This is a genomic window from Kribbella sp., from assembly GCF_035655035.1.
Lineage (GTDB): Bacteria > Actinomycetota > Actinomycetes > Propionibacteriales > Kribbellaceae > Kribbella.
Genome location: NZ_DASRVN010000534.1, coordinates 1 through 11482 on the forward strand (window position 1 = coordinate 1; position 11482 = coordinate 11482).

An 11482-nucleotide genomic window follows, 5' to 3' on the forward strand; every position below is an offset into this window, starting at 1 on the left:
TACGAGGCGCTCCTCGGTGGAGGTGGAGAACAGGTGCAGCTTGTCGGGGTCGGGGGCGAGGTAGACCTCGACGCCCTTCTCATTGTGCAGGCGGGTGCCGATCCGGGCGATGATCTGCTGGTTCTCGGCGTGGTCGGCGGAGCCGTACAGGAACGCGTCCGAGCCGAGCTCCTCGATCACCGAGACCTTTACCGGCAGGCCCTCGTCGGCGATGTGCAGCGCTTCCGGGCGGACGCCGATGGTCAGGGTCTTGTCGTCGCCGGCCTTCGCGAGCAGCTCCCGTGCGATCGGGACCACGTAGTCGCCGATCTTGGCGCCGCCGTCGACGATCTCGGCGTTGATCAGGTTCATCGCCGGCGAGCCGATGAAGCCGGCCACGAACTTGTTCCGCGGGCGGTCGTACAGGTTCAGCGGGGTGTCGACCTGCTGCAGTACGCCGTCCTTCAGTACGGCGACGCGGTCACCCATCGTCATGGCCTCGACCTGGTCGTGCGTGACATAGACGGTGGTGACACCGAGCCGGTGCTGCAGCTCGGCGATCTGCGTACGGGTCTGCACCCGCAGCTTGGCGTCCAGGTTCGACAGCGGCTCGTCCATCAGGAAGACCTGCGGGTTACGCACGATCGCGCGGCCCATCGCGACACGCTGACGCTGACCACCGGAGAGCGCCTTCGGCTTGCGGTCGAGGTACTCCTCCAGACCGAGCAGCTTGGCCGCCTCCTGGACGCGCTTGGCGCGGTCGTCCTTGTGGATGCCCTGCATCTTCAGCGCAAAGCCCATGTTGTCGGCCACCGACATGTGCGGGTAGAGCGCGTAGTTCTGGAACACCATCGCGATGTCGCGTTCCTTCGGCGGGGAGTTGGTGACGTCCCGGTCGCCGATGAAGATGGCTCCCTCGTTCACTTCCTCGAGCCCGGCCAGCATCCGCAGCGCGGTCGACTTGCCCGAACCCGACGGGCCGACCAGCACCATGAACTCGCCGTCCTCGATGTCCAGGTCGAGCTTGTCCACCGCCGCGATGTCGGTGCCGGGGTAGACCCGGGTGGCTCCCTTGAACGAGACAGTTGCCATGTCGTACTTCCTCTCCTTCGCCGGCAGGAACGTGCCGGACGATCCGTAGCAAAGGCTCCCAGGTCTTGGGTGTCTGAAGGCCATAACCGCCGGTCGCCGACTTACATTCCCGCGTGAATCAAGGCGCTAGAAGTACCGCCCGTCCGGGCCGATGAGCTCCAGCAGGGCGGTCACCGCCCGGCTCGGCCGGCGTCCGGCGAGGGTTGCGACGGACAGCGTCCAGGCCAGGTCGACGCCCTGCAACGGGACCTTGGCGACGCCGGTCTCGCCGCTGAGCTCCGGCTCGGGTACGACGGCGACACCGAGACCGGCCCCGACGTAGTCCGGGATCGCGGTCAGCTCGGGGACCTCGACCTGGATCCGCCGCGGTCGCCCGATCGCCTCGAAGGCGCGGTCGACCATCTTCCGGTTCCCGAACCCGCTCGGCATGTCGACGAATCGCTCGCCGGCGAGGTCCTCGAGCCGGACGGCGTCCCGCCGGGCAAGGTGGTGCCCGGCGGGGAGCAGGGCGACGAAGGGGACCGTGGCGATCTCGCGGACGTCGAGTCCGTTGAGCTCCGGCCTCGGCAGGCCGAGCAGCGCGACGTCCAGCCGGCCGTGCCGTACGTCGTCGGCGAGGCCGGTCGACCCGGTCGGAGAGGTCGCCACCTGTACGTCGACCAGCGGGTACGTCCGGTGGAACGCGCCGAGCAGTTCGGCCATGTTCACCAGGCTGAGCCGGGCCAAGGTGCCGATCCGGATGCTGCCGCGCAGTCCCGACGACGCCTCCTCGACCACGGCGCGCGCCCGGTCCAGCGCTTCGAGGGCGGCCTTCGCCTCGGGAAGCAGCGCCTGCCCGGCGGCCGACAGTACGACCCGGCGGGTGGAGCGGTCGAAGAGCGTCGTCTTCAGGTCGGTCTCGAGCGCGCGGACGGCGGCCGACACCGTGGACTGGACCGTGAACATCCGCTGCGCCGCGCGGGTGAAGCTCAGCTCCTCGGCGACCGCGACGAAGTACTCCAACTGCCGGCTGTCCACAGGCTCAATTATCGGAGTTGCCGATAAGAGCGTGCAAGAACTTTCGTTGGACTCGATAGATCCGGCGCGGCAGCCTGGAAACATGTCAACCATGACGTCTTCGCGGGCCGCGGATCGGATCCGGCTCGCTCATGCCCCGGGGTTCTGGGTGATCGCGGCGGCCTTCCTCACCACGATGGCCTTCTCGACGATCCCGACGCCGCTCTACGCGATCTACCAGCAGCGCGACGGCTTCCCGACGTACGTGATCACGGTGATCTTCGCCAGCTACGCGATCGGCGTGATGGCCTCGCTGTACCTGGCCGGTCATGTCAGCGACTGGCTCGGGCGGCGCCGGGTCGCGCTGCTCGCGGTCCTCGCGGAGGCGCTGTCCGCGGCGCTCTTCCTGATCTGGCCGGCCGTCCCCGGGCTGCTGATCGCGCGGTTCATCTGCGGCGTCGGCGTCGGCGTACTGACCGCGACCGCCACCGCGCACCTGTCCGAGCTGCGGCAGATCGCGCGGCCGGGCGAGGACCCGAGCCGGTCCGCGCTGATCTCGAGCATGGTGAACCTCGGCGGCCTGGCGTTCGGTCCGCTCGTGGGTGGTCTGCTGGCGCAGTACGTCGACGCGCCGCTGCATCGCCCGTACGAGATCTTCCTGGTCTTGCTGCTGCTCAGTGCGGTCGGGATCGCGTTGGTTCCGGAGACCGTGGAGCGGCTGGAGGAGCGCCCGGCGTACCGGCCGCAGCGGGTCGCGCTGCCGTCGTCGGCGCGGCCGCTGTTCTTCGCGTCCGCGATCGGGGCGTTCGCGGCGTTCGCGATCTTCGGGTTGTTCACCTCGCTGGCGCCGACGTTCCTGGCCGGCGTTCTGCACCACACGTCGCGGTTGCTGGCCGGGGTGGTGACGTTCGCGGTCTTCATCGCGGGGGCCGGGAGCCAGGTCGTGTTCGTGCGGATGTCGAGGCCGCGGCAGTTGCGGCTCGGGCTGGTCGCGATGAGCGTCGGCCTGGTCGGCGTCGCGGTCGGCGGGCTGCTGCCGAGCCTCTGGCTGTTCGTCGTCGGTGGGGTCGTCGCGGGTGCCGGTGTCGGGCTTGTGTTCCGCGGCGCGGTCGCCACCGCGGCGTCGCTCGCGGATCCGTCGTCCCGGGGCGAGGTGCTGGCCGCGTTGTTCCTGATCGCGTACGCCGGGCTCGCGATCCCGGTGCTGGCGATCGGCCTCGGCATCGCGCTGCTGCCGGCGCAGGTCGCGCTGCTGATCTTCTCCGCCTTGATCCTGGTCCTGGTGAACGCTGCCGTATTACGGATGCTGGCTGCCCAGGACAAGTGATGTCATGCGTTGGTGGACCTCCAACGTGACTACGGGCTGACCGTCGCCGAACTCGTCCCGCACAGCGGCGGGTTCGCCACCGAAGGCTGGGTGGCCGACCGCCGCTGGTTCGTCAAGCGCTGGAAGGCCGGCGAGCAGCCGGTTGGGCTGGAACAGCTGGGGGAGTTGCACGCGCTCGGTCTCCCGGTCGTCGAGCCGCTGCGGACCCTTCGCGGCGAGCTGTCCGCGACGAGCGGCTCGCAGGCGTACGCCGTCTTTCCTTATATAGAAGGACGTACGGCGACCTGGGACGACTGGCGGGCGGTTGTGCGCGCGTTGCGCCAGGTACACGAGGTCCCGCTGCAGGTGACGCTTCCGCCCGCGGACGTCACCGAGCCGCACATCCGAAACTTGGCGGGGTATTTGGCGCATCCGTGGATCGCGGATCGAGCTCACCTCGTGACGGCCGCAATCGCGCGGCTGGACGAGGTACGGTGCCGGCTGAAGCCGGTGATTGAGGTCGTCTGTCACACCGACTTCCACGGGCTCAACGTGCTGATCGGATCCGACGGCGAGGTAGCGGCGATCCTCGACTGGGAGAACGCGGTGATCGGGCCGCGCGAGGACGACCTGTGGGTGGCCGCCGACGGTGAGCCGCTGGTGGAGTTTCTCGACGAGTACGGCGCTCACGACCTGGACGCCGACCACCTGGAGTTCGCGCTGCTCGCCCGCGGCCTGCGGGACCTCGCCGCCCGGGTCATGAACGACGTGGACCGGCCGGGCGTCGACACCTGGGGCTTCGACCGAATCGCCCGCGTGGACAGCGACCTCGCGATCTTCAGGCGGTACTGCGGCTAGCACCGGGGCCCGGGAGTACTTCGACGTCGTCGGCGTGCATCGGTTTGCCGCAGTGGGCGCAGACCAGGTCGACGTGGCTGATCTCGCCGCACGCGTGGTGCCGGTAGAGGACCGGCGGGCCCGCCGTACCGGCCAGCCATTTGTCGCCCCAGGCAACCATCACCATCAGTACGTCGACCAGCTCGCGGCCCTTGGCGGTCAGTACGTACTCGTACCGCGGGCGCTGGTCGTACGGGCGGCGCTCGATCACGCCGCGGTCGACGAGGTGGTTCAGCCGCTCGGTGAGGACCTTGCGGGAGATCCCGAGGTCCGCCTGGAGCTGCTCGAACCGGGAGAAGCCGACCCAGATGTCGCGCAGGATCAACGGCGACCACGGCTCGCCGATCACGTCCAGCGTGCGCGCGATCGAGCAGGTCATCTCACTGAAGTCCGTTCGCTGCATGAAATCAGTCTAGCGCTTGGGGTTCCCTCAAGGAACTCAGACGTGTTAGCGTTCCTTCAAGGAACTCCAAACGGAAGGCAGCACGATGAGCAAGGTTCTCGCCGCACTCGCGGTCTCGGTCGACGGGTACATCACGGGTCGGGGCTCCGGGCCGGACCATGGTCTGGGCGACGCGACGATGCTGTTCGACTGGTACTTCGACGGCGACACCCCGAGTCAGGCGTTCGACGGCTTCAAGCTCAGCGCGCCGAGCGCGAGGGTGTTCGACGCCGCCGCCACCCGGGTCGGAGCGGTGATCGCCGGCCACAAGACGTACGACGACTCCGGTCACTTCGGCGGCAACAGCCCGCATCCGAACGCGTCGCTGGTCGTGCTCAGCCACGGACCGGTCGCGGAGATCAGCGAGCGGCAGACCCTCGCGCACACCGTCGAGGACGCGGTCGCCGCTGCGCGTGAACTGGCCGGCGGTAAGGATGTCGGCCTGATGGGCGGCGGCGTGGTCACCTCGGCGCTGCGAGCCGGACTGGTCGACGAGCTCATCCTTCACCAGGTCCCGATCCTGCTCGGCGGCGGCCGTCCGTTCTTCCAGGAGTTGCCGGATCACATCCGACTGAACCTCGTCGAGGCCGTACCCGCGCCCGGCGTCACCCACCTCCACTACGAGATCGTCCGCTGAAGGAGCACAGTCATGTTGAAGCCCGCCGTACGCAGCGCCGTCGAGAGCACGTCGATCGCCCACCTGGCCACCGTCCTCCCGGACGGCTCGCCACACTCGATCCCGCTCTGGGTCAGCACCCTCGACGACAAGATCATCTTCCTCACCGGCCCCGACTCGCAGAAGGCCCGCAACCTCCGCCGCGACCCACGAGTCGCCCTCTCACTCGCCCCGGTCGACAACCCCTACGAGCCGGTCATCGTCCGCGGCCGCGTCACCACCTGGATCGACGGCCCCGAGGGCTGGGCACTGGTCGACCAGATCGCAATGAAGTACATCGGCCAGCCGTACTCCCGCGACCTGGACCGAGTCATCGGCGTCATCCAGGTCGACCACCAAACCGTCGGCGTCAGCTGACCTGTAACGGCCGCACGCCGCTGACGATATCCAGTGGACGCGAGTCATCTGGAGCTCGCACTCGGAGTTCTGGGGAGATTCGAATGCGGGCAGTCATGCGTTCCGTGGCGTCGGCGCTGGCGATGGCGGTAGTGGCCGGCGGCACGATGACGGCGTACGCAGCGCAGGGCACTCCGTCGATCACTGTCGACAGTCCGGCGGTCGACAGCACCGTCGCGCTCGGTGACGTACCGGCGCAGCTGTCGGTCGACCTCGGCGGCGAGCCATCCGGTCGCGTCGACGTCTCGCTCGGGTACTACGTCACCGGCTCGGCCGAGATCCCGGCGGGGACGTGCGACACGGGCTGTCAGATCACGGTGCCCCTGCACGTGGGCGATTGGGACCACCCTGGCTGGGGTGCCATGTCGCTGACCGCCAAGCTGACCACCGCAGCGGGCGCGCAGGCGTTCGGCGGTGGAAACGTCTACGTCACCTCACCGTCGTCGATCTCCGACCTCGAGCACGTTCGGGACGGTCAGCTGTTCAGTGACGCCGTCGTCGACACCACCGGGACGTTCCGGGTCACCTCGCAGTACCCCCGCGACGACGTCGCCGAGCTGCGGGTGATCGACCTCGCGACCGGTGCGCCCGTACTCACGGGATCAGCCCCGTTCGCCGTGTCCCGCGGCGTCGATCACGATGCGTTGATCAACCTCGGGTTCACGGACTTGCCGGACGGCCGCTACCGCGTCGAGGCCAAGGCGCGCGACCTGTCCGGCTTCTACGGTTCCGGGAAGTACACGTTCGTCCGGGTGAACCATCAGGACCCGGTGCTGTTCGACACCGGGACCCCCTCCCAGGTCAGTCCTGCGCTCGTGGGCGGGAACCTGAAGATCACCGGCCCGCTGCTCAGCGGGAGCAAGCCGGGCACGGTGAAGCTGACCGTTGACGGCGTCGACCGGGCGGTGTCCGTGTCGCCGGCCTGGAAGACGGTGAATTGGCAGGACCCCGCCACCTCCTGGCAGAACGTCCAGTTCCTCATGGGGGAACCGCAGTTGACTCTCGGCACGCACCAGATCTCGCTGAGCCTGCTCGACACGGCGGGCCGTCCGATCGGCAAGGCGGCCGCCAGGACGATCACGGTCACGGATTTCAGCGCCGGTCTGACGGCGCCGACCCTGGTTGTCGGCCGCGCGTCGACCGTGGCCTTCAGCGCGGACCCGCCCGCGGGCCAGCAGCTCGACAGCTGCGACGTCGGTCTGGCCGGACCGGGTTCTGCCGGCGTTACCGTCGGAAGCTGGTGTTCGACGGTGCATGTCCTGCCCAACCTCAGGACGTCCGCGGCCGTCACTCCTCGGTCGGCCGGTGCGAACACCTTCACTTTCTATCTGCACACGAGTGAAGGCTATGCACGCAAGGTCACCGTTCCCGCGACGGTGTACGCCGCACGCCGGGCCACGATCACGGCGCCCGCCGTCCCGTACGGCGGCAAGGGCACGGCGAAGGTCGTCGTACAGGACATGCGGAGCCTGAACGTGTGGTCCGGGGCGCCGTCGGGTGTCACCGTCTACCTGCAGCGGCAGGCCGTCGGGACTACTCGCTGGGTGACGCTCGGTTCGGCGAAGACCGTGCCCGGTGGTGTTGCGTCGATCCCGTTCGTCAGCGCCACCAATGGTGCCTTCCGTGCGGTGCTCGCTTCGAGCGTCCCTGGCGAGACACTGATCAGCCGGCCCATCGGTGCGGTTTCGAGCGCTGTCGTCGGCTGGCGGATCGCGCCGCGGACCGCGGTCCACGGTCGCGGCGTGGTGTACGAGGGCCTGGCGAATCCGTACGACGCAGGCGCCACCGCGCTCCTGCAGGTTCGCAAGGCCGGTGCGACCAAGTGGACGTCGGCCAAGACCATCGCGGTGCCGTCCACCCGGATCACCCGGTTCGGCTACGCCTTCCCGTCGGCGGGAAGCTGGTCGGTGCGCATCTACCGGCCCGCGACGAAGCAGCACGCGGCCGGCCTCTCCGTCGCGATTGCCGTGCGCGTCAACTGACTTAGGATGCGCGCATGGGTGTGACTGTGACGGTTGGGGAGCAGGACGCTTATCTGGCGCGGGTCGGGCGGGCTGGGATGTTGTTGTTGCCGATGATCACCGGGATCGGCGAGCAGCTCCGCGCGTGGGCCGATGAGTTGGCGGGGGAGGGGATCACCGCGCTGGCGTGGGATCCGTTCAAGGGGCGGAGTACGGACAACTCCAGCTTCGAGGAGCTCGGCGAGTTGTTGCGGGAGATGGACGACGACGCCGCGCTCGCGGAGCAGAAGGCGTTGCTGGACTACCTGTTCGACGACCTCGGCTGTGACAAGGTCGGCGTGATCGGGTGGTGCCTGGGCGGGCGGTTCGCGTTTCTGCTCGGGGCGCGGGATCACCGGGTGGCGAATGTCGTCGCCTTCCATCCGACCGTGCCGTCGCAGCGCAGGCCGAGCCACACGTACGACGCGATCGCGGAGGCGGCGGCGATCACCGCGCCGGTGCTGGTGAGCTACCCGAGCGCGGACACCGCCGTACCGAACGCGGACTTCGAGACGCTGCAGACCGTGCTGCAGGCGCGGACCGCGGGCGCGACGTTCGCGCAGTACTTCCCGGGCGCGGACCACGGCTTCTCCGACAAGTCGCGGCACGGGAAGGACGTGAACGCGGAGGCCTTCCGGCTGGCGTGGCCGCAGGCGATCGCCTTCATGAAGTCGACGGTCGTCTGAGCCCAGACTCCACCGCGCGGTGCAGCTCGCCCAGCCGACCGCGTCCGGCCGAGCCCTCCGGATACCGCGCGATCACCTCCCGGACCGCACCCGGCACGCGCTTGAGAGCCCACGCGATCACGGCGTCGGCCGCCGCGGGAGCGCCGGTCGCCAGCTCCTCCGCGTACGCCGCGTACTGCGCGGACGCCACGATGTGCTTCACCTGCGTGGCCGCCGCGAACGGATGCAGGTACGCGGACCCGGCAGCCCCAACCGCAGCCCGAGCAGCTGCCTCAGCCGCCTGCACCGCAACTGTTGTCCCCGTTCCGGCGTCCTCCGTGCCGGCCTGAGCTGCTGCTTCGGCGAACTGACCGGCTGCCTTGAGAGCCGCGAACGCGGCCGTCCGGATCGCCTTCGTCCGCTTGCCGCCGACGCCGAAGGCGCGTACCGCTTCGATCGCGTCCCGTGCTCGGCTGTCTCCCGGAGCTGCCGCTTCGTACAGCGGCAGCGCCCGCTCGGCACAGTCTGCCGTCCAGAGGCTGAGCTGCCGTAGTTCGTCAAGACCCAGCGGAATCTCCATCAGGCCGCTCGCCGGTGGTCAGTCGGCGTGACGCCGCGGACGCGTTTGAACGCGACGCTCAACGCGAACGCATTCGCGTACCCGACCCGGCGGGCGATCGTCTCGACGGTGTCGCGGGTCGAGCGCAACTGATCGGCGGCGAGCGTGATCCGCCAGCCGGTCAGGTAGCTCATCGGGGCCTCGCCGACGACCGCCGTGAAGCGGCGCGCCAGCGATGCGCGCGACACCCCGACCCGATCCGCGAGTTCGGTGACGTTCCACGGATGCGCCGGGTCCTCGTGCAGCAGGTGCAAAGCGGCGCCGGCCACCGGATCCGTCTGCGCCTGGTACCAGCCGGGTGCGTGCGATTCCGGCCGGGCGAACCACGCGCGCAACGTGGTGATCAGCGCGAGGTCGAGCCATCGGTCGAGCACGGTCTGCTGCCCTGGTACGTCGCGCTGGATCTCGCAGGTGATCATGTCCATCACCGATCCCGCCACCTCGGCGGCAGGTACGACGAGCACCGAGGGGAGCGCGGTGACCAGCCGGCGGCTGACGTCGCCCGCGACCTGATAGGTGCCGCTGGCAACCATGATCTCGCCGGACTTGCGGCCGCCGAAGGTCCGGACGCCGAGCTGCGCCGAGTAGTCGATCGGTGCCCCGGGCAACCGTTCGCAGAGGCCGCCGGGGTGGATCCGGAGCACCGGGGCGGTGGCCGTCGAATCGCCGACGACGTACGGCTCCGGGCCGGTGACGATCGCGACGTCACCCTGCTCCATCCGCTGCGGCTCGATCCCGGCCCGGGTCAGCCAGCCGGCGCCGCGGACGATGGTGGCGAGCGCCAGCGGTGCCTCGTCGCGGATCTCCAGCGCCCACGGCAGATCCAGGATGGTCAGGTTGAACACCCCGTCCTGAGCGCGCGTCCCGGTGAGCAGTTCGTCGAGTACGTCCATACCCCGAGCCTAGGACAGATTGAGCGTTCGGAACATCGAATTGCGGCGTACAGCCATGGTTTGTCTCAGTCGCTGCCGGTGGACTGGAGCCATGACACCGATTCTGATCCTCAGCGGTAAAGGCAAGACCGGCCGTCGCATCGCGGCCCAGCTCGACGCCCGCGGAGTCCCGTACCGGCCGGCCTCGCGGTCCAGCGAGCCGCGGTTCGACTGGTACGACGAGTGCACCTGGGCGGACGCGGTCCGCGGCACCACGACGGCGTACCTCGCGCCGCCGGTCGGGCCGACCGGGCTCGCGCAGGCGGGGAAGTTCATCCGGCAGGCGGACGGGTTGCGGCGCGTGGTGCTGCTGTCCGGCCGCGGCGTCGGCAGCCCGGGGCGGGATTTCGCCGTGTACGACAGGCAGCTCGAGCTGGAGAGCGTGGTGCAGGCGAGCGGGCTGGACTGGACGATCGTGCAGCCGGCCTGGTTCGCGCAGGGGTTCAGCGAGGACTTCCTGCGGTACGACGTACTCGCCGGGCAGATCCGGCTGTCCGCAGGCACCGGCGGCGAGGCGTGGATCGACACCGACGACGTCGGCGACGTGATGACCACGGCGCTCCTCGACGACGCGTACGCCGGGCAGACGCTGGCGATCTCCGGGCCGCGGGTGCTCACGATGACCGACATCGCCGGCGAACTGACCGCGGCGACCGGCCGGCCGATCGAGTACGTCGACCTGGACCCGGCGACGCACGTGGCCGAAGTGCGGGAGCACGGCGTACCGCCCGAGGACGCCGAGGCGATCCGCGACCTGTTCACGGTGATTCGCAACCACCGCTCGGAGTACGTCTCCGACGGCGTCGAGCGCGTCCTCGGCCGCCCGCCCCGCGACTTCGCCGACTGGGCCCGCGCAACCGCGAAGACAGGAGTGTGGGACGTGCGGTAGAGGACAGAATCTGACCGTTAATCATGGCAGGCTGAGGGCATGGCCGAAACCTCTGCCCGCCTCCTCGCGCTGCTGTCACTGCTGCAGGCTCGGCGCGACTGGCCCGGCGCGCTGCTCGCCTCCCGGCTCGAGGTGAGTCCGCGGACGGTACGCCGGGACGTCGACCGGCTGCGAGACCTCGGCTACCCAGTCCGCGCGACCAAGGGCCCCGACGGAGGGTACCGGCTGGACGCGGGCGCCGAGCTGCCGCCGCTGCTGTTCGACGACGACCAGGCGATCGCGGTCGCGGTCGCGTTGCAGACGGCGACGACCACGGTCACCGGGATCGAGGAGGGCGCGTTGCGGGCGCTGGCCACGGTTCGCCAAGTGATGCCGGCGCGGTTGCGGCAGCGGGTCGACGCCCTCCAGGTCACCACGGTCGACCGGTACGCCGATCGCCGTACGACGGTCGACTCGGATCAGTTGATCGCGATCGGGATGGCGGTCCGCGCACAGGAGGTACTGCGATTCGACTACGCCGCGGCCGGTGCGCCGGAGGGCGAGTGGGCACCGCCGCGGAAGGTCGAGCCGCATCACCTGGTGACCTGGGGCGG

The 11482-nt window shown here is 69.5% G+C and carries 13 protein-coding genes; 8 read left to right on the forward strand and 5 right to left on the reverse strand.

The window, feature by feature from the left end; all coding sequences use genetic code 11:
- A partial coding sequence (locus VFF46_RS29110; RefSeq protein WP_325040421.1) for a sn-glycerol-3-phosphate ABC transporter ATP-binding protein UgpC occupies window positions 1–1071 on the reverse strand: 1071 nt, incomplete at its 3' end.
- Window positions 1072–1197: 126 nt separating this feature from the next.
- A complete protein-coding gene (locus VFF46_RS29115; protein ID WP_325040422.1) occupies window positions 1198–2088 on the reverse strand; it encodes a LysR family transcriptional regulator in 891 nt (296 codons plus the stop codon).
- Window positions 2089–2179: 91 nt separating this feature from the next.
- Here VFF46_RS29115 and VFF46_RS29120 point away from each other — a divergent pair, with 91 nt between their 5' ends.
- Together VFF46_RS29120 and VFF46_RS29125 are read left to right on the forward strand one after the other, a co-directional pair.
- A complete protein-coding gene (locus VFF46_RS29120) occupies window positions 2180–3394 on the forward strand; it encodes an MFS transporter (RefSeq protein WP_325040423.1) in 1215 nt (404 codons plus the stop codon).
- Between the two features lie 12 nt (window positions 3395–3406).
- Window positions 3407–4231, forward strand: coding sequence for an aminoglycoside phosphotransferase family protein (locus VFF46_RS29125; protein ID WP_325040424.1), 825 nt, complete (start codon window positions 3407–3409; stop codon window positions 4229–4231).
- Here the strand turns inward: VFF46_RS29125 and VFF46_RS29130 are convergent.
- Window positions 4212–4673, reverse strand: coding sequence for a helix-turn-helix domain-containing protein (locus VFF46_RS29130; RefSeq protein ID WP_325040425.1), 462 nt, complete (start codon window positions 4671–4673; stop codon window positions 4212–4214). The genes VFF46_RS29125 and VFF46_RS29130 overlap by 20 nt on opposite strands.
- An 85-nt stretch (window positions 4674–4758) precedes the next feature.
- Here VFF46_RS29130 and VFF46_RS29135 point away from each other — a divergent pair, with 85 nt between their 5' ends.
- The 4 genes from VFF46_RS29135 (at window position 4759) to VFF46_RS29150 (ending at window position 8470) form a co-directional block, all read left to right on the forward strand.
- Window positions 4759–5349, forward strand: a complete 591-nt coding sequence (locus VFF46_RS29135) for a dihydrofolate reductase family protein (RefSeq protein WP_325040426.1) — start codon at window positions 4759–4761, stop codon at window positions 5347–5349.
- 12 nt (window positions 5350–5361) lie between these two features.
- Complete coding sequence (locus tag VFF46_RS29140) at window positions 5362–5745, forward strand: TIGR03618 family F420-dependent PPOX class oxidoreductase (RefSeq protein WP_325040427.1); 384 nt, start codon at window positions 5362–5364, stop codon at window positions 5743–5745.
- Between the two features lie 83 nt (window positions 5746–5828).
- The gene (locus VFF46_RS29145) at window positions 5829–7766 is read left to right on the forward strand and encodes a hypothetical protein (protein ID WP_325040428.1); all 1938 of its coding nucleotides are present in this window, start codon (window positions 5829–5831) and stop codon (window positions 7764–7766) included.
- A 14-nt stretch (window positions 7767–7780) separates the two neighbouring features.
- Complete coding sequence (locus VFF46_RS29150) at window positions 7781–8470, forward strand: dienelactone hydrolase family protein (RefSeq protein ID WP_325040429.1); 690 nt, start codon at window positions 7781–7783, stop codon at window positions 8468–8470.
- On the opposite strand, the gene VFF46_RS29155 is transcribed toward VFF46_RS29150, so the two are convergent.
- Both VFF46_RS29155 and VFF46_RS29160 read right to left on the reverse strand, forming a co-directional pair.
- On the reverse strand, window positions 8448–9029 hold the full coding sequence (locus VFF46_RS29155) for a putative immunity protein (RefSeq protein WP_325040430.1): 582 nt from the start codon (window positions 9027–9029) through the stop codon (window positions 8448–8450). The genes VFF46_RS29150 and VFF46_RS29155 overlap by 23 nt on opposite strands.
- Complete coding sequence (locus VFF46_RS29160) at window positions 9029–9961, reverse strand: AraC family transcriptional regulator (protein WP_325040431.1); 933 nt, start codon at window positions 9959–9961, stop codon at window positions 9029–9031. The genes VFF46_RS29155 and VFF46_RS29160 overlap by 1 nt, the downstream gene beginning before the upstream one ends.
- A 91-nt stretch (window positions 9962–10052) precedes the next feature.
- Between VFF46_RS29160 and VFF46_RS29165 the strand changes: the two genes are divergently transcribed.
- Both VFF46_RS29165 and VFF46_RS29170 read left to right on the forward strand, forming a co-directional pair.
- Window positions 10053–10889, forward strand: a complete 837-nt coding sequence (locus tag VFF46_RS29165; protein ID WP_325040432.1) for an NAD(P)H-binding protein — start codon at window positions 10053–10055, stop codon at window positions 10887–10889.
- 39 nt (window positions 10890–10928) lie between these two features.
- The coding region (locus tag VFF46_RS29170; RefSeq protein WP_325040433.1) for a helix-turn-helix transcriptional regulator at window positions 10929–11482 on the forward strand (554 nt) is incomplete at its 3' end.

Bases quoted from the DNA above. Each gene is read 5' to 3' on its own strand.
- VFF46_RS29150 (WP_325040429.1), top strand. From the start codon at position 7,781: ATGGGTGTGACTGTGACGGTTGGGGAGCAGGACGCTTATCTGGCGCGG.
- VFF46_RS29120 (WP_325040423.1), top strand. From the start codon at position 2,180: ATGACGTCTTCGCGGGCCGCGGATCGGATCCGGCTCGCTCATGCCCCG.
- VFF46_RS29160 (WP_325040431.1), bottom strand. From the start codon at position 9,961: ATGGACGTACTCGACGAACTGCTCACCGGGACGCGCGCTCAGGACGGG.
- VFF46_RS29140 (WP_325040427.1), top strand. From the start codon at position 5,362: ATGTTGAAGCCCGCCGTACGCAGCGCCGTCGAGAGCACGTCGATCGCC.
- VFF46_RS29130 (WP_325040425.1), bottom strand. From the start codon at position 4,673: ATGCAGCGAACGGACTTCAGTGAGATGACCTGCTCGATCGCGCGCACG.
- VFF46_RS29165 (WP_325040432.1), top strand. From the start codon at position 10,053: ATGACACCGATTCTGATCCTCAGCGGTAAAGGCAAGACCGGCCGTCGC.
- VFF46_RS29145 (WP_325040428.1), top strand. From the start codon at position 5,829: ATGCGGGCAGTCATGCGTTCCGTGGCGTCGGCGCTGGCGATGGCGGTA.
- VFF46_RS29155 (WP_325040430.1), bottom strand. From the start codon at position 9,029: ATGGAGATTCCGCTGGGTCTTGACGAACTACGGCAGCTCAGCCTCTGG.
- VFF46_RS29135 (WP_325040426.1), top strand. From the start codon at position 4,759: ATGAGCAAGGTTCTCGCCGCACTCGCGGTCTCGGTCGACGGGTACATC.